Below are 18,493 nucleotides of genomic sequence, written 5' to 3' on the forward strand. Positions count from 1 at the left end.
CGTTCCTCCTCAACGACTGTAGGAGAGAGGTGCTTTGCTAATAATCAGCTTCTTAATGATCAATCATCATGAAAAATATCAATAAATTAAAAATTACCACAGCATTGCTTCTTTGCATGCTGCCTGTTCTGTTAAAAGCGCAAAACAAAAGTAATCTTGCTCAATTGCAGCAACAGTTTGTTAACCAGCGCTTCGGGATGTTTATCCACTTCAATATCCCCACCTATATGAATCAGGACTGGGCCGATCCAGAAGCATCGCCTGCCATTTTCAATCCCACTAAACTCAATTGCGATCAATGGGCTAAAGCCGCTAAGTCTGCCAATATGAGCTACGGTTGTATTACCACCAAGCACCACAGTGGTTTTTGCATCTGGGATACTAAAACTACTGATTACAGCGTGATGAATAGCCCTTGTAAACGAGACGTAGTGAAGGAGTTTACCGACGCTTTCAGGGCCAACGGCCTCAAAGTATATCTTTATTATTCCATCCTGGATACCCATCATCACCTAAGGCCAAACTGTATAACGCCCGAACATATCAAAATGATTAAAGCCCAGCTCACCGAGTTATTGACACATTATGGCGATATCGAGGCTTTAATTATCGATGGATGGGATGCGCCATGGTCCAGAATTTCTTATGACGATGTGCCTTTTGAGGAGATTTACCGTTTGGTAAAATCGCTGCAACCCAACTGCCTGCTGATGGATTTAAACGGAGCCAAATACCCTGCGGAAGGTATGTACTATACCGATATTAAAACTTATGAGATGGGGGCAGGGCAGCGGGTATCTAAACAAAGTAACCGCATGCCAGCATTGGCTTGCCTGCCTTTGCAGGCTAACTGGTTTTGGGAAATCAGCCATCCCGGTACGCCCGTTAAGGATCCTGTAAAGTTGGTGAACGAAGAAATTATCCCGCTTAACAAAGTTGACTGTAACTTTATTTTAAATGTTGCCCCTAACCGCGATGGCTTAATGGATGATAATGCCTTGGCGGCGCTCACAAAGATAGGAGAACTTTGGCATAACGACGGCCCGGTGGCCACTTTACCCGAATTGGATGCGCCCATTATTTCGCATAACCTTGCCAAAAGACAACCCGCCAACTCGAGTTGGAGCGACGATTCAAATATTATGGACTTTGCTAACGACGACGACTTTAGCACTTCGTGGATCTCAAATCCCACGGTAAAAAAGCCCTGGTACGAAATTGATTTTAAGCAGGAGCAGGCATTTAATACCATTGTGGTTGCCGAAGAAAAGGCCAATATTTCAAGCTATCGCCTTGAAGTTTACCAAAAGGGTGCCTGGAAAACGATATTGGCCGGCCAAAACTCAAACAGGATTAAGGTACACAGGTTTGAACGCGTAAAAGGAACCAGGGTGCGGATCTTGATCGATGCTTATGCCGCACAACCATCTATTGCCGAATTTCAGGTTTACAACGAACGGCGGTAGGGCTAAGTCAAGAGTACTTAGTCCGGAGTCTTGAGTCAAATTCGGTGTTCCCGATTGAGCATTAATTACTTTTGACTCGGGGCTAACTGACTTTTATGATTGACACTACATGGGCAGAAACTTACAATTAAATCAACATTCAAAACAAAAACAAAAAGTCTCCCCTACCGGGCATATGCGTCAACCTAACACCTTACATTATTGGAGAAGATGTTTGCGCGATTAATTTCACTTGTCTTTTTCTTGTTTGGGAAGATTAGTTTTGGCTTTCTTTACACGTTTTAGTACGAAGCTATTTCTATCTTCTATCAACCATTCCATTTCTTCGCCTTTTTCTAACAGGCAAGCATCGGCAACTGCTGCCGGGAAGTTTACATAAAACGATTTGGTGCCTCCTCGCTCAACTTTTTGAACTTTTACTTTATATCCCATTTTTTTTGATTAATTTACATAGTATATATACTATGTAAATATAAATTATTTTACCCATTAATCAAAAAGACATAATGAAAAAGGTCGATTTTTTAGCGTTGCTAAATGCCATGAACATTGGTGCTGATCAAATAAAGAAAATAGCAATTGATACCGGATTTCTGATACGGAAAGGTCTTATAGAGCCTGCCGATATTTTATATGCCATTTGCTGCGCGGCCACGCATGGAACGGTTAGCTTTAATGATCTGGCGGCAAAAATAGATGCGGAAACTACTGTTTCTGTAAGTAGGCAGGCAATTGCAAAAAAGACAAGCAAAGAATCATGTGTGCTTTTTTTAAAAAAGATACTGGCCCTTGTTATTATCAGTAGAATCGGAAAGGAAGAAATCGATTCATTGCGCAGGGCAGGTAAATTTAAGCGTGTTTTAGTGCAGGACAGCACAATCATTAAGTTGCCCCTTAGGTTGTTTGGCTTTTTTTCGGGCGTCTCCAACGCCCAGTCCAGTGTTTGTAATGCCCGGATTCAGTGTGTTTACGATTTGATAACTGAAAGCTTTATTTATTTTACCATCGATTCTTATACTAAGAACGATCAGAAAGCCGCCCCCGAATTAACGATAGAAAAGGGCGACCTTGTTATTCGGGACAGGGGGTATCTAACCCTTAAAGAAATCGAGAGGCATTGGACAGCAGAAGCGGACTGCATATACAGGCATCAGAGTAATATAGTACTTTTAGACAGCCAAACAAAAGAAAGAATTAACCTGCTCACCGAATTACAATCAAAAAAACAGCTTGATTTTGAGGTTACTTTAAATAATGAAAAAGGTACAAAAATCAGGATAGTCGCCTTGCCTGTAAGTGACGAAATTGCAAACAGGCGCAGGATGAAGGCTAAGAAAGAGGCCAAAAAGGAACCGGGTAAAGAGTGCCTGGCCCTGATGTCATGGTCCATTTTTATGACTACCATTTCCAGACAGGACGCAGATTATAACTTTCTTTTCAAAGTATATAGCCTGAGGTGGCGGATTGAAATCATATTCAAATCCTGGAAAAGTAACATGGAGTTTTCTAAGATCCATAATGTTTCGAAAAAACAACTGTCACTTATCCTTTATGCGAGATTTATCATGATCATCATTTACATCCAGTATATCTTTTCGCCTGCCAGAATGATCATCAAAAAACATCAGAAAAGGGGCTTGAGTATGATAAAAGTAGTCCGGTATCTCATAAAAAATGCCTCTAAAATAATACAGGTCGTTAAAGCCATAGAAAGTTATAAGGGCAAGATAGGATATCATCTAATTACTTTAGCCAGGTACTGCTCCTACGATAAAAGAGTCAGACCCAATTTTGAACAGGATTTCGATATTGCCTTTTTACCTTAGGTTGACGCATATGCCTACCGGGGGAGATTTAGAGGGGGCTTTATGCGGAATATTTCACGGTTATTTGTCTTAACAATTTTTCTATTTATTCATCCTGATGCTTACAGCCAACAATTCAGCGGGCGGCAATTGGAGCAAACGGTATTTAAAGCCATTGCCAAAGCCTATCCGGCCAGTGTGCGGATTTGGGGGTTCGATACCGTATCTAAACAGCAAATGAGTGCCCAGTTTAGCGGCGTGGTAGTTACTCAGGAGGGGTACATACTTACTGCTGCTCACGTTACCATTCCCGGTAAAACTTATCAGGTTACGTTTCCGGACGGTAGAAAGTGCATTGCTGTTGCATTGGGGAAGATCGAATACGCCGATGATAAAACCATCCCTGATGTAGCCCTGATGAAAATCATTACCAAAGGCAACTGGCCGCATGCCGAGATGGGGATCTCATCTACGCTAAAAGAATACGAGCCTTGCCTCAGCATTGCTTATCCGGAAAGCCTGAACCAGGCGCGGCCCACGGTAAGGTTTGGATGGGTTACCCGGGCTACTAATCAAAGAGGATTTGTACAATCTACCTGTAAAATGGAGCCGGGCGATTCGGGAGGGCCGTTGTTTGATGAATTAGGGCGGGTAATAGCCTTGCACAGTGCTATCGAGGTTCCCGAGGATTTGAATTACGAGATCCCGGTTGATCTTTATAAAAAGTATTGGACGGCCTTAAACAAACCCCAAATTTATACCCGGCTGCCCGATACCGCCGATCTGATTAAAGATGAACGGCCTATACGCAAAGTCCTTACAGTACCAGGTCTTAAACATCTGAATGCCAATTTTGCGGACATATCTTCTCACTTTAAAAAAAGCTCTATTTACATTACCGTCAGTGATAATGGAAAGCAACAACGGGTAGTGGGCACATTGTTTTCGTTAAGTGGTTTGGCATTTAGCAAAAATGTTAAAAATCAAAGTGTTATTGTTGGTAAAAACTCGTTGATAGGCTATGGGCCCCTGTTTGTATTAGTCGGTAATAAGAGGATTCAGGCAAAAGTATTAACACGCGACAAGCAAAATGACCTTGTGCTGCTTCGGCCTTACATTGAAATTAACGGTGGCATCGAATTAAAAACAATCGATCATGATCCTGCTGATATCAAGCCTGGTAAATTCCTGTTATCTCTTCTGCCTGATACTGCGGGCATCGCCAGTGTAGCGGGCAGTAACCTGTTTAGTATTGCAAAAATATCAAGTAACGGTTTTCTGGGAGCCGCCATCGCTTACCAGGATGGCCCTTTGTTACTCACCCGTATCCAGCCCAATTCGCCGGCGAGCGAAAGTGGCTTGCAAATAGCGGATGAGGTATTATTTATCAATGGAATTGAGATGCGCAAGGCGGAGGATTATGGTAAGGTATTACAAAAATACTGGCCGGGCGATACCGTTAGGCTACAAATGAGGAGAGGGGGCGCCGCTTTTGAAAAAAAAGTTGTTTTAGGGTTAATGCCAAGCCCTAAAGTTAATCATCCAGCAGAATTGTTTAACGGCGGTAAGAGCATCAGAAGGGATGGCTTTGAAAAAGTTTTCTCGCACGATGCTATCCTTCAGGCTGATCAATGCGGCGGACCCGTTTTTGATCTTTACGGGCATTTATGCGGTTTAAATATCGCCAGGTTTAGCAGGGCAAGTTGTTTAACCCTGCCAACCAACTGCATTTACCAGTTTATTGATCATTATTTTAGTATGAAAGCGTTAATGCGATAGCCATAAAACAATATATTCATCTAAATTTGCAGCTCAAACAGGCGGTTTAGTAATATGCGTTTAATTATCCTGGCTTTTTTTACTGTTTTTTGTACGGGTATAAAGGCTCAAAGTGATACTACCTTGAAATTGTCGCCGGATACTACCCGCCTTTCTCAACCGGTAACATTAAGCCAGCCTCAACCTGTTGCCGATACATTATCGGCCTATATCAGGATGCCCGATTCTTTAAGGCACAACCAGTTTATTGATACTTTGCTGAAGCAATACGCCTTTGATCCTTTTCTGTTTAAAAATCCGGTAACCGCCAAAACTCATTTACAGATGGGAAAAGAGCGGCCTTTACGCGCCCGCTGGGTAATTGCCGTTATACTGGTCTTACTAATTTATACTGCTGTTTTAAACCGGCTTATCGGCAAGGATATAGTATACGTTTTCCAGGCTTTTTATGCCCAGCGCTCGCTGGCCAAACTAAGTCGCGAAGATAGTTTACTAAACTCCTGGGCCTTTATATGCTTGTTTGCATTATTTGGTTTTACCATGGGCTTATATGTTTATCAGGTAATTTTATATCACCGGATGAGCTATTCCATTAATGGTTTCCAGCTATTTATTACCTGCTCAATTGATGTTTTGGGTATATTTATTTTGAAAATTATACTGCTTCGTTTTATTGGATTTATTTTTGATATCGGCCGGTTAATACGCGAATATGTGTATGTTTTGTACCTAACCTGTTTCAATATGGCGTTTGTTTTTTTACCCGTGGTAATTTGTCTCAGCTTATTCCCTTCAAAGTTAACTCCTTATTTATTAACGGTTTCTGTAGTTTTGATTTTTATTGTTTTCGCAATTCAATATCTGCGAAGTAGTTTAAGTATCATTTCTAATTTTACCTTTCCAAAAATCTATTTATTTATCTATCTTTGTGCCCTCGAAATTTGCCCCGTTTTGATTTTGGTAAAGGCGCTAAATTTGTAAGATTTAATTGATTAAAACTGTATAAATTGGAAGATAGAAAGAAAAAGGTGAAGAGCATACTTGTTACTTTACCGAAACCGGATACAGACAAAAATCCTTACGCGGAACTGGCTAAAAAGAATAATCTGAAAATCGACTTCAGGTCTTTCATACACGTAGAAGGAGTAACCGCAAAAGAGTTTCGTAAAGAAAGGATTAATTTGGCCGAGTTTACCGCTGTAATTTTTACCAGCCGTAATTCAGCCGATCATTTTTTCAGAATATGCGAAGAAATGCGTTTTGAAGTTCCTGCTGATATGAAATATTTCTGCCTGTCGGAAACCATTGCGCTTTATCTCCAGAAATATATTCAATACCGTAAGCGTAAGATATTTTTTGGCAAGCAAACAGCCGCTGATCTGGCCGAAGTGCTAAAAAAACATTCTGCTGAAAAGTTCTTGTATCCCTGCTCGGATGTAGCAGCGGAAGAAACGCAGAAATTTTTGCTGGATAATGGTTATAAATTTACACCCGCCGTATTATTCCGTACCGTTTGCAGTGACCTGTCTGATCTTGCCGATGTTTTTTATGATATCATTGTTTTCTTTAGCCCCTCAAGTATTCAGTCGTTATTTAAAAATTTCCCAGATTTTAAACAAAATAATACCCGTATAGCCGCATTTGGCGCTACCACCCATAAGGCAGCTTTAGATGCAGGACTGATTATCGATATCGTGGCACCTACGCCCGCAGCCCCCTCCATGACGATGGCCATTGAACAATACACTAAGCTTGTTAACAAATAACACAATTAATTCATTATTATTTAATATTTAATTATAAATAAATTGAAACGATTAGTTGTTATTTGTGATATACAAAGCAATTTATCGGGCGAGCAAATATTTTCGTTCAAGCATAACCTTTGTCAGTAAATTCCGTTATAAGGGAAAATACAACGCTGCGAATAGTAAAAACTTTTGGTTAAGATTAAATGTTTTCATTATATTCGGATCGTTATGTTGCTGTGTTATTAAAAAGGGGGATGTATTATAAATGAAATTCTACTATTTCATAGTGTTTGCTTTTTTGGGAATGGGTTTAGTTGGTTGCCAAAGCAGTCATCGGGGTGAAGTGGTTGGTGTATACCAACGTGTTTTTCGATCGGAGGTGCCGCTGGGCATGGCTTATATTCCCGCAGGTAGTTTTTTAATGGGCCCTGTAGATCACGACATTACATTTGCCCAAATAGGCGATAACAAACAGGTAACTATCCCTGCGTTTTACATGGACGAGATGGAACTGTCCAACGCCAAATATAAGCAGTTTGTAAATTGGGTTCGTGACTCTATAGCCATTACCACTTACCTGAATGATGATAAATACTATATGCATCCCAAGAATGCAACTACCAACAATTCTGGTGGAAAGAAATATATCGATTGGGATTACGTTGCGAAAAACTCTCCTTGGCGGGGCAAGAAAGGCCAGAGCAGCAACGCAAGTAAGCTGGAGGGTATGTATTACCAGGGTGATGATAAAGTATTTGACCGGAATGAATTGGATGTAAGGTTGTTGAAATATAACTACGCCATTATGGTGCTGCGCGACGCGGCTAACAATACCAATAAAGCAAAAAAGCGTTCTGATTTTATCCTTCGTGATAGCCTTCCTATTTATCCCGATACCTTAGTTTGGTTGCGTAACTTTTCTTATTCGGCTAATGAGCCCTATGCGCAGGGCTATTTTTCGCATCCGGCTTATCAGAATTATCCAGTTGTGGGAGTTACCTGGCGCCAGGCGCGGGCTTTTACCGTTTGGCGTACACATTTAAATGAAGGTGCAGCCAACGATTCAAGGCACCTTGCTCAATTGAGATTACCATTCGATTTGCCCTCAGAGGCCGAGTTTGAATATGCAGCCCGCGGTGGCCGGATAGGAACAAACTATCCTTGGGGAGGCCCGTATATTAAAAATGCCAAGGGCTGTTTGCTGGCTAATTTTAAACCGGGCCGCGGTAACTATACTGATGACGGAGGAGCTATTACAGTAAAAGTAAACGCTTATATGCCTAACGACTACGGCTTATACAATATGGCGGGCAATGTTGCTGAGTGGACTTCATCATCGTACGATGAAGCATCCTCTTCCTTTGTAAACGATCTCAGCCCATCATTTACCTATAATGCCAAGGCGAGCGATCCGGAGGTTAAAAAAAGAAAAGTTGTACGAGGTGGATCATTTAAGGATATCGGTTATTTTTTGCAAAATTCAACCCGCTCTTATGAATATCAGGACACAGCCAAGGCCTATATTGGCTTCCGCTGTGTTACCCGCTTTATAGGGCGCGACATTAAAGACAGGCACTAAGCGGGGCTTTCTTTACAGGCACAAATCAAAATAACATAGTTCACATTTCAACAAAAACTTAAACTAAAAACAACAACAGTATGGCTGGCAAACAGAAATTAAAAATCGGGATTAACAACATCGTATCCTGGGGAGCAACAGTGGTAATCATCGGTTTATTATTTAAAATTCAACACTGGGAAGGCGCTACTTGGTTTATTACTATCGGACTTGGTATGGAAGCGTTCTTATTTGCTTTACTTGGTTTTCAAAACGAGCCAACAGAAGTTGATTGGACCCTGGTATACCCCGAATTGCGTGAAGGAGCAGAGCCAAAGGCTGTAGTTGCACCAACTAAATCGGGATTATCTACAGCTGTTAGTTTGGACAAAATGATAACTGACGCTAAAATTGGTCCGGAATTGATCAGCAGCCTGGGCGAAGGTTTAAAAACTTTTAGTGACAAAGTAAGCACTATTTCAAAAGTTACCGATGCTGGTACTGCCACTCAAGAATTTACAACAAAAATCAAAGCTGCAAGTGCAAGCTATGATAACTTAAGTACTGCATTCAGCAAGGCATCTGCAGGTTTAATTGAATTGGGAAATTCAAATGTTGATTCAAAAGCTTATCATGATCAGGTAACATCGCTGGCTAAAAATTTATCTGCTTTAAATGCCGTATACGAACTTGAGTTACAAGATTCAAGCACGCACTTAAAATCGATGAATAAATTTTACCAGAATTTATCTGCAACCATGCAGAACTTTAACGAGTCGATGGATGATTCCAAGAAATTTAAAGAAGAGATTGGCCGTTTGTCAAAAAATCTTGCTTCTTTAAACGCAGTTTATGGCAATATGCTAACTGCAATGAACCAACCGGTTGTTAAATAGTACGTGTCCAATTTTCAACCTTAATAATAAAACCTTAACATATGGCTGGAGGTAAACAAACCCCAAGGCAGCGGATGATCAACATATTATACCTGGTATTACTGGGTTTAATAGCACTCAACGTGCCTGATAGCTTGCTCGATGCATTTAAAAAAATAGGCGATAGCCTTGCCACGTCCACATCAAATGTGCAGAGTGGTATTAACAATACTTATTCGGCTTTTGAGAAAACTCACCTAAAAGATGAGCCCGTTAAAGCGCAGCCTCTGTACAACAAATCAAAGGAAGCAAGCGAACTGGCCAGCAAGCTGAACACAAAAATTGAGGAACTTAAGAAAACCTTGATTGAAAAAAGCGGTGGTATGGATGAGAATACCGGTGATTACCGCGGCCGTGATAATATGGACGTAACACCCCATATCATGATTGATCAGAAAAAGGCAACAGAGCTTCGTAAGGATATCAATGATACCCGCGAAAAGCTGATTGCTTTATTAGATCCTAAAGATCGTAACGGTATTAACGTATCATTAACTGCCGAAGATCCGATTCCTGCAAAGAATGCGGAGAAGAAAAGCTGGGAACAGGCTTACTTTGGCGAAGGTATCCCAATGGGAGCTGCCATGACCTCTTTGATCAAAATACAATCCGACGCGAAAAATGCAGAGTCTGAAGTAATCAAAAAGATCCTGAGCAAATTTGATCAGGCAGTTGTTAACCTGGATAAATTTGCAGCTGTGGCTGTAGCGCCGAGCAGCTATGTTGTAGTTGGTCAGCCTTATACAGCGCAGGTATTTTTAACCGCTTCTGATTCACATTCAAACCCGGATATATCTGTAAACGGAAGTAAATTGCCTACTAAAGAAGGTCAGGGTACTTACGTTGGAGGTAGCGGTAAAGAAGGCGTTTATACCTGGAAGGGTGTAATTCGTGTTAAACAGACTGACGGAACCATGAAGACCTACGAAACTCCACCTCAAACTTACCAGGTAGCCAAACCGTCAGCGGTTGTGTCTCCTGATAAAATGAATGTGTTGTATATCGGGGTATCCAATCCCTTATCAGTATCGGCGCCAGGTATTGCTGTTGAAAAGCTGAAAGTATCGATGTCGAATGGATCATTGAGCGGATCGAAAGGTCACTATGAAGCAAGAGTAACTTCTATCGGAACCACCAAAGTATCTATCAGTGCTGAGGTTGCTCCTGGTAAAACTCAGCTTTTGGGTTCAACAGAATTCCGTATCAAACGTATTCCGGATCCTAAAGCACAGTTTGCAGGTAAAAGCGGTGGCTCTACCAGTGCTGTTAACCTTAGGTCGCAGGACAGGTTGTTTGCAAAACTCGAAAATTTTGAGTTTGATGCTAAGTTTACGATCAGAAGCTTTAAAATGATTGTGGCTAAACCGCACCAGGATGGTGTTGTTTCTTCGAGTTCAAGTGGCGAACTGTCTGGTACGCAGCGCGCGGCCCTGGCAACCATCACTCCTGGTACAACCATCTACTTTGATGATATCACAGCTGTTGGCCCTGATGGTGCTCAACGTGGTTTAGATCCTATCATATTTAAGGCTCAATAATTTTTGTTTACAGAAAGGATATAGTGGTTATGAAAAAGGGACTATTGCTTATACTGTTTTTGAGTGTTATAAGTGTAACTTACGCTCAAAAAAAGAAAGCCAGAACACGATCTAAAAAAGCAACAACAACGGCGGCAGTGAACAACAATGCGCCAAATAGCAATACAACTATTGCTGTTACACAAACCGCTTTGGTTGACACCAATAAAAAGCCTGTAGTTGCGCCAGTTTTGGATCGCCCTTTGGACGGCTATTATAAAAAGACGAATACCTTAAGTGCTCAGCCGGTTGCTTATGCAACGTTGCGCCAGGCAGATGTGATTTTTGCCAAGCGGATTTGGCGTGAAATTGATTTGCGCGAGAAAATGAACCAATACATGGCATCGCCCAAAGCCAGGTTAATAGATGTTTTGGTAGATGCAATACAGGCCGACGAGTTGAGGGCTTTTGATGCCTCGCCAAGTAAAGGCTTTCCTAACGGCGATGAATTTGCAATTCCATTAACATCAAAGCAGGCCATGGCCAAACTGGCCGATAGCGTTTTAGTTGATAAGTTAGATAAGGATGGGAATAAAATTAGCTCTGAAATGAGGATGGGCGAGTTTAATCCTGATAGTATCGTTAAGTTCAGGATTAAGGAAGACTGGATCTTTGATAAAGAGCGATCTGTTTTTGAGCCCAGAATTATCGGTATAGCCCCGTTGATCCAAATTAAAATAGGAGCGGAGACACTCGACTATCAACCGGCTTTCTGGATTTATTTCCCTGAAGCCCGGCCTATACTGGCAGCTAAAGAAGTATCTATGCGCAACAACGACGCGACTAATTTAAGTTACGACCAGGTGTTCCTGAAAAGGATATTCAGTAGTTATATTACCAAAGAATCCAACGAAAAAGATGAGCGGATTAAAGATTATGCCCAAGGCATTGATAAACTTTATGAATCAGAACGCATCAAAAAATCGTTAATGGATTGGGAACTTAACTTATGGCAATACTAAACTAAAACGTTGAATGAAATTTGGAGCCACGGCGTTTACTCGTCCGTGGCTTTTTATTTTGTTTAAGCTATTTCAATAATGCTTTGTTTACTGGTTTTATTAAATATGGTGGAAATAATAATAAACACTGTAATACTCAAATTAAACCCTGCTGCCCCGATAGATTGAAATAATCCTTTAAAGGGATTTTTTCAATTACACATATCCTGCGGTATCACCTTTGTTATTTTTATCAACTTTTTAACTACAATGATACTGTCATATTGCGAGTCGAGAGCATCGGCCTTGGTGGCCTTGATCTTGTTGCCTTCAACTTCTACGTAAACCGGCTCATAGGGTTTTTGAAAATTGAGTTCGGCATATTCTTTCTCCATGGTTGATGAATTATCGGTTACCCAAAACTCATTTCCGGTTTCGCAATCCTTGAACGATTTTACTTCGGGTCCTAAACTGTAAACCCCTTTATATACTACAGCAGGTGCATTCTTCTTATCCGAATCGCCACAACCGCATATACCTAACACTAAAACGCAGGCCAATAATATAGAATTTATTTTCATGGGTTTTGCAAATTTACAAATCCTGTTTGATTTCGTCCAATCCTTGCACACTAACTCTTGCACTTATTCCCGATGATATGAGTGCGATAACGCTGACCGTTAAAAAAACCAGTATAAAGTCGGTAAAGTTGATGGCTATAGGGTAAGCGTCGATCACGCTACTTTGGCTGCCCATTTTTACCCAGCCATAATGCAGTTGAAGCAGGCAAAACACTAAACCTATCACAACCCCGGCTAAGCAGCCTATCAGTGATATCATCATGCCCTCGGCAAAAAATATACGCTTTATTAAGCCTCTGCTTGCACCAAGGCTGCTTAGGATAGCAATATCCTTCCGTTTATCCATTACCAGCATCGTAAGAGAGCCAACAATATTAAATATGGCTATAATCAGCACGAAAGTAAGGATACTGAATACCGCCCACTTTTCCGAATTTAAGATTCGATACAAGGAGGTGTTTTGCTCGTAGCGGTCTTTCACGGTAAAGGCATTGCCTATCTTAGTCTTTATTTCATTCTGTACCTTATCAAGGTCGGTACCATCCTTAAAATTCAGTTCGATAGAAGATACTTCATTCGGTTCGTCAAGCAGTTCTCTGGTAAAGGATAGCGGAGTTACCACAATGTCGTCAAAGTCCTGTTGAATGGAGAATACGCCCGATGGATAAATATTTTTCTGGATAAACTCATCCATTGGGTTAACCGAATTCACTAAGCCACGTCGCGGCGAATAGATTTGCAGCGGCGTTAGCTCATCTTTGATATTGACCGATAAACTGGACTGTACTATGGTTCCGATGACTGCCGCGGCTTGCTTATGCAACTCCAGGGTAAAAGATCCGGATATTATTGTGCTATCAAGGCCCCGGTTATTTAAAAATTCGGTACTTACACCCTTAACGGTACTGATTACCTGCCGGTCCCCATATCTTACCAAAGCTTTTTCTTCCAAAACCTCGGCAAATGAAAACAAGGCCGCATTTTTGTGCAGGGTATTAAAATAAGGCGTATTAGGGTCGAAGGTTTTGCCCCGTACCGGTTCAATTTTCAGCTCCGGGCTAAAGTTGTTATAAAGAGCCAGGATTACCTTTTCAAAGCCATTAAATACCGATAAAATGACGATTAACGCCGCGCTTCCAATAAAAACACCCAGCATCGATATGCCCGAAATAATGTTAATAGCATGCGTGCTCTTTCTTGAAAAAAGATAGCGCCGGGCTATATATACTGATGTATTCAATGGTCGATTTAAATTAAATGAAAAAAGGATTGTGCTCCTTTTCAAAGCCGATTGTAGTTTCTTCACCGTGGCCGGGATAAACAATACAATCATCCGGCAGGGTAAACAATTTTTGTTCGATATTATCTATCAGGGTTTTAAAATCTCCCCCAGGCAAATCAGTGCGGCCTATGCTGCCTCTGAAAAGCACATCGCCACCCACCAAAAAGTTTTCTTCGCGGGCGTAAAAACATAAGTGCGCAGGCGAGTGGCCGGGTGCAAAAATAAGCTCCAACGTTCCTTTGCCTAATGTGATTGTCCCCGTTTCGGGTAAAAAGGTGTCCGGCATCGGCGAAACATCGTATCTGAAGCCCATCTGAGGGGCATATGATGGCACCGCAACCAATACAGGCACTTCGCCCTCATGAAATTGAGGTTTTAAACCGTATTGTTCAAAAATAAACTTATTGCCAAAAACATGATCTATGTGGCAATGTGTGTTGAGTGATAAAACTGGTTTTAAATTATGCTGCTTAATAAAATTAACCACTATGTTCTGCTCTGAGGCAGTATACATACCCGGATCAACAATGGCGCAGTCGCCGCTCTCGTCAAAAACGATATAGGTATTTTCCTGGTATGGATTATTAGGAAATGCTTGTATCTGTAACATACTCCAAAAGTAAACTATTTTAATGAGTTGCTGAGTTGAGCGGTGTGAATTGTAGAAGACGAATAAGGCATAATGATTGAGTACCGATAGTAGTGGTGCCTCATCTATTATTAATTTTTAGCGCTTGGCATTTAAAGGTATTTAAAATTTTTTTGAATAGATTGCTGACAATCATACTGTTGTTTTATTGGTAATCAATAGTTTAGGACTGATGACGGGGTAAAAATCGGTGGCCCCGTGCGATTCCCCTCTTGAGAGGGGCGGAGGGGTGTGTACTATTCGAGCGATGTTTAACCAGATGATAAGCCCATGAAACAGGCAAATTTAGTCGCACGATGAACATACGCCTGAACAAGTGTACGAGGTTCACGTCATCGCTGTTTTTTTTGACTGGCGGATCTGTTGCTTATAATGACGTCTTCTTAAGTTTTTGATTATCAGTGCGTATTTTTTTCTGTAAAAAATTAGTATCTTAATTTAGAGCCGGAGCCTTACTCAGTATGACACGCCTTTTTTTGTGCGCGAAAGCGGTCATCCTGAGCCTGTCGAAGGACGTGCGGCATGGCCCTGTACGAGGTCTTTTTTTGATGCGGCTTATCATTTCGATTGCATAAGATACTGATTGTCATACTGTATATTATTGCTCTAATATACAGTATTCTTAATTTAAAGCATCGGCCCCCTCAGTCGCCGCGGGAAAGGCTTTGTTCTTTTTTCTTGACAAAAAAGAACCAAAAAGTCAAGACTGCCCGATCCTTCCACCCGCAGGCCAAACCCGGCCCGGCGTGCAGTCTGGCCTTTGCGCACATTTCTTTCTGCGCAAAATAGCCTACAGGTTTCAAACGTCATCCCTATTTTTTTCCGGTTGGCCGGGTCCGTTACTTATAATGACGTCTTCTTAAGTTTTTGATTATCAGCTCGTATTTTTTTTCTATAAAAATCAGTATTATTAATTTAGAGCCGGAGCCTTACTCAGTATGACACGCTCTTTTTTTGTGCGCGAAAGCTGTCCTCCTGAGCCTGTCGAAGGACGTTCGGCATGGCCCTGTACGGGTTTTTTTGATGTGGTTTATCATTTCGATTACCCAAGTTGTTGATTATGAGCGTATTTTTATTGCGCTAATAATCGGTATTCTTAACTTAGAACATCGTCCCGCTCAATCGCCGCGGGAAGGGGCTTGTCACTTTTTGTCTTGATACAAAAAGTAACCAAAAAAATCAAGACTGCCCGATCCTTCCCCCCGCAGGCCAACTCCCGGCCCGGCGTGCAGTCAGGGCCTTTGCGCACTTTGCTATCTACATCAATAATTAACGGAGTTCGAACGTGATTAATTATTACATTCGGCGCTCCGGATGTTACTCTAAAGGACATCCTGCGAAGTGAGATGCAATAAATATCTTATTTACATGATTTAATTACAATCAATGAAAGCCATCACATACACTACCACAAGCACAGAAAATATCGCTGGGATATCGAATCGAACTCATGTTAATAACCCAATAGGCTACGCTTATGAAACAGATACGCACTTTGTGCACTTCTATGGTAAGAATGTACGGTGGTGGACAATCTCAAATGGGATAACTGTTACAGAGCAAAAAACAGGTAGCTTGGAAAATTGGGTTAGGAAAACGTTTGGTGCACAACATATCAAGCCGATGCTTTCGGAACCTGGGGTGGTCAATAAATGCGTTTGGAGACCGGGCTTATTTTTTCAAGATGATACATTCAAAGCCTTCAACTTTACTGCCAAAGAAATGCGGCTGTCTTCTCAATCCATTAAATTGTTAATAGAGCGATTAGATGAGCTATTTGTTTACATTGAACCTAACCAAAGCAGTTTTGGTACGTATAGTCACAAAACTCGAGAGCTACTTATATTAGCGTCGACGGAGGTTGAGAATTTTTGGAACGTGTATATGTCATTATCATCTGTACCCAAACAGAATGGTCGAACTTATACTACCAATGATTATGTAAAATTAGCGCAACACCTACATCTCAAAGAATACAAATTTGCGCTTCAAGCATATGAAGGTATCGCTCCAATCATTCCTTTTTCTAACTGGGATTCCTTGTCGCCAACGAAGTCGCTCGATTGGTATGACTCATATAATAAAACTAAGCACGATAGAAACTCAAATTTTTCAGAGGCAACACTACTTAATTGCATCAAAGCGGTAGTTGCTAACCTGGTGATGTTTTCCGTAATGTATAGTCCACATGCATTATATGACCAGTCTAATACCTTTTCCTCTTTAGTGAATCAGCATTTTGAATTAGAACTTATAAATATGGATCCAACCAAATTTTATCTCCCATTAATCGATACGCAAGGGCATGTGCCAACGCTCTTAGCCTTCGATTCGCACAGTCGCTATAAGCCTTTTGTTGCTAATGTTGTAGGTATTTAATTGCATATTTAAATAACCAGCCGGTTCAGATAGTCGTTTATTCATACAATAGTATCTGAAGAACGTTAAGCACACTTGTGGCTCTCTTTTGATTACTCACCTCGCTCCCTAATTTTTCCACCGCAAACCTTGGATCATCACGTCCATATCCTTTTTGATAAAGGTTAATACCGGTTGGATGGAATCCAGCCTGGGTTCGGTGTTAAAATAGAGTGCGCCGCGCAGGTAATGTCGGGTGCTGTCTGTTAAAAAAAATTGGGCTGATGATGCCGCGTTGCCATCAATGGTATAATAGATGCCGTAAACCTTGGTAGCCGGATGGGCGATGGCGCCCTCGTCGATAGAGGTAGCTTTGATGGTATGTTTAAAGGCAAAAAGGTGCGCGTCTTCAACCAGTTCATTAAAAACCTTTTTGGATGTAATATCCTCATAGCTTAAATGCAGGGTGCCTTTAAACTGCGGAAACTGAACATTTAACCAGCATGGCTTTGAACCGCGCATGCTGTCGATTTCTACAACGGCGTATTTAGGGTATTGAAAAGTGAAAGGGCAACCACCATCATACTGCTGGTAAACCTTATCCGGAAATTCGATCCTGAAATACCCCCGTGGCTTAGGCGAATAATCGCGGTTGCCTCCGCATGCTGAAAACAGCATTGCAATAATCATTAAGAAGCCGGCCAGCCTCATGGATGTTTGGTTTTTGAGTTCCATATCTCCCACGATTTTTCGGCCTGCAGAACAAGCATCTCGTATCCATTTTTAATAGCAGCGCCGTTTTCCTTCCCTTTGGTTAAAAACAGGCTTTGTTCCGGATTATAGATCAGATCGTACAACAGGTGCTCATCTGTTATAAATTCGTAAGGGATCGATGGGCATTCGTGTACATTGGGGGATGTGCCTACAGGCGTGGTATTGATAATTAGCTTATGTTCGGCAATGTGCTCGTTTGTTAAATCGTCGAACAAAATGGCACCGGCAGCGGGTTTGCGTACCACTACTGTATAGCTGATATCCAGTTGTTCCAGTACATACTTCACCGCGTTAGCGGCACCGCCGTTGCCTAATATCAGCGCTTTAGTATGCGCATTAGTAAGCAGCGGTTTTAACGACATCTCGAAACCATAAATATCGGTATTAAAGCCTTCTAACCTGAAATCATGGCCGTTTATGCCCACTTCACCATTAAAGGCTGCCATTACCGGGCTTTCGTTTGAAATGCGGATACAATTTACCGCACCTACCTCCTTAGCATCGTGGCTGATCCAGTCCAGCTGTTTCATCACATTGATTTTATGGGGGATGGTTACATTGAGCCCGCACAAATGTGGTGTTTGGTGTAACAGTTCAGATAGGGCTGATATATGTTCGATGGGGAACAAATCGTACCGATGATCGGTAATGCCTTCCTTTTCAAATTTATCTTCGAAGTATTTTTTGGAGAAAGAGTGAGAAAGAGGGTAACCTATCAGGCCGAATTGTTTCATTATTTACTGGGATTACACTGATTGTTTTTTTGATTTCACCGATTGATTTTGATTTGTGATTACATCGATTAATGAGGTTTTGATTTCACCGATTGACTAAAATACAATTAAACTGATTGAGCTTTACTTATCCAGCCTGGTGAAAATTCAATAACATCACAACGAAATACTACCGATTTTTAGTTTTTTAATAGAGAGATTATTCTTCAGGCTATCGATTTAAACAACATGCAATTATAACAATATTCAAACCATACTGTTTAAATAATTTAAAAACCTGACGACCGGTAAACAAATCAATTA

The 18,493-nt window shown here is 41.2% G+C and carries 16 protein-coding genes; 10 read left to right on the plus strand and 6 right to left on the minus strand.

What is annotated here, in order from left to right:
- Positions 1 to 68 precede the first annotated feature (68 nt).
- Entirely contained in the window at positions 69 to 1,466 is a 1,398-nt protein-coding gene (locus MUCPA_RS19570) for an alpha-L-fucosidase (RefSeq protein ID WP_008508807.1), read from the plus strand.
- Between the two features lie 228 nt (positions 1,467 to 1,694).
- Here the strand turns inward: MUCPA_RS19570 and MUCPA_RS19575 are convergent, their stop codons facing one another.
- Entirely contained in the window at positions 1,695 to 1,898 is a 204-nt protein-coding gene (locus MUCPA_RS19575) for a hypothetical protein (protein WP_008504097.1), read from the minus strand.
- Between the two features lie 74 nt (positions 1,899 to 1,972).
- On the opposite strand from MUCPA_RS19575, the gene MUCPA_RS19580 reads away from it, so the two are divergent.
- From MUCPA_RS19580 to porN, 8 genes are all read left to right on the plus strand, one after another.
- A complete protein-coding gene (locus MUCPA_RS19580; protein ID WP_008504096.1) occupies positions 1,973 to 3,292 on the plus strand; it encodes an IS4 family transposase in 1,320 nt (439 codons plus the stop codon).
- Positions 3,293 to 3,334: 42 nt separating this feature from the next.
- Positions 3,335 to 5,050 (plus strand): S1C family serine protease, encoded by a 1,716-nt coding sequence (locus MUCPA_RS19585; RefSeq protein ID WP_008508808.1) that lies wholly within the window; start codon positions 3,335 to 3,337, stop codon positions 5,048 to 5,050.
- Between the two features lie 54 nt (positions 5,051 to 5,104).
- Entirely contained in the window at positions 5,105 to 6,031 is a 927-nt protein-coding gene (locus tag MUCPA_RS19590; protein ID WP_008508809.1) for a DUF4271 domain-containing protein, read from the plus strand.
- 26 nt (positions 6,032 to 6,057) lie between these two features.
- Positions 6,058 to 6,816: a uroporphyrinogen-III synthase gene (locus tag MUCPA_RS19595; protein WP_008508810.1), complete on the plus strand. Its 759-nt coding sequence runs from the start codon at positions 6,058 to 6,060 to the stop codon at positions 6,814 to 6,816.
- A 250-nt stretch (positions 6,817 to 7,066) separates the two neighbouring features.
- Positions 7,067 to 8,380, plus strand: coding sequence for a gliding motility-associated lipoprotein (locus MUCPA_RS19600; protein WP_008508811.1), 1,314 nt, complete (start codon positions 7,067 to 7,069; stop codon positions 8,378 to 8,380).
- A gap of 80 nt (positions 8,381 to 8,460) precedes the next feature.
- Positions 8,461 to 9,255, plus strand: a complete 795-nt coding sequence (gene porL, locus MUCPA_RS19605) for a type IX secretion system motor protein PorL/GldL (protein WP_008508812.1) — start codon at positions 8,461 to 8,463, stop codon at positions 9,253 to 9,255.
- A 41-nt stretch (positions 9,256 to 9,296) separates the two neighbouring features.
- Positions 9,297 to 10,832: a type IX secretion system motor protein PorM/GldM gene (gene porM / locus MUCPA_RS19610; protein ID WP_008508813.1), complete on the plus strand. Its 1,536-nt coding sequence runs from the start codon at positions 9,297 to 9,299 to the stop codon at positions 10,830 to 10,832.
- A 29-nt stretch (positions 10,833 to 10,861) separates the two neighbouring features.
- Positions 10,862 to 11,833, plus strand: a complete 972-nt coding sequence (gene porN / locus MUCPA_RS19615; protein ID WP_008508814.1) for a type IX secretion system ring subunit PorN/GldN — start codon at positions 10,862 to 10,864, stop codon at positions 11,831 to 11,833.
- 191 nt (positions 11,834 to 12,024) lie between these two features.
- Here porN and MUCPA_RS19620 read toward each other — a convergent pair whose 3' ends face one another.
- From MUCPA_RS19620 to MUCPA_RS19630, 3 genes are read right to left on the minus strand one after another with little or no spacing between them, the layout of a single operon-like run.
- The gene (locus tag MUCPA_RS19620) at positions 12,025 to 12,393 is read right to left on the minus strand and encodes a hypothetical protein (protein WP_008508815.1); all 369 of its coding nucleotides are present in this window, start codon (positions 12,391 to 12,393) and stop codon (positions 12,025 to 12,027) included.
- 13 nt (positions 12,394 to 12,406) lie between these two features.
- On the minus strand, positions 12,407 to 13,633 hold the full coding sequence (locus MUCPA_RS19625; protein WP_008508816.1) for an FtsX-like permease family protein: 1,227 nt from the start codon (positions 13,631 to 13,633) through the stop codon (positions 12,407 to 12,409).
- A gap of 13 nt (positions 13,634 to 13,646) precedes the next feature.
- Complete coding sequence (locus MUCPA_RS19630; protein WP_008508817.1) at positions 13,647 to 14,285, minus strand: MBL fold metallo-hydrolase; 639 nt, start codon at positions 14,283 to 14,285, stop codon at positions 13,647 to 13,649.
- 1,425 nt (positions 14,286 to 15,710) lie between these two features.
- On the opposite strand from MUCPA_RS19630, the gene MUCPA_RS19640 reads away from it, so the two are divergent.
- A complete protein-coding gene (locus tag MUCPA_RS19640) occupies positions 15,711 to 16,703 on the plus strand; it encodes a hypothetical protein (protein ID WP_008508818.1) in 993 nt (330 codons plus the stop codon).
- A gap of 108 nt (positions 16,704 to 16,811) precedes the next feature.
- Here MUCPA_RS19640 and gldD read toward each other — a convergent pair whose 3' ends face one another.
- Positions 16,812 to 17,393, minus strand: a complete 582-nt coding sequence (gldD, locus tag MUCPA_RS19645) for a gliding motility lipoprotein GldD (protein ID WP_040627717.1) — start codon at positions 17,391 to 17,393, stop codon at positions 16,812 to 16,814.
- The gene (locus tag MUCPA_RS19650; protein WP_008508820.1) at positions 17,390 to 18,190 is read right to left on the minus strand and encodes a shikimate dehydrogenase family protein; all 801 of its coding nucleotides are present in this window, start codon (positions 18,188 to 18,190) and stop codon (positions 17,390 to 17,392) included. The genes gldD and MUCPA_RS19650 overlap by 4 nt, the downstream gene beginning before the upstream one ends.
- Between the last annotated feature and the right edge of the window lie 303 nt (positions 18,191 to 18,493).

It is taken from the genome of Mucilaginibacter paludis DSM 18603 (assembly GCF_000166195.2).
GTDB classification, from domain to species: domain Bacteria; phylum Bacteroidota; class Bacteroidia; order Sphingobacteriales; family Sphingobacteriaceae; genus Mucilaginibacter; species Mucilaginibacter paludis.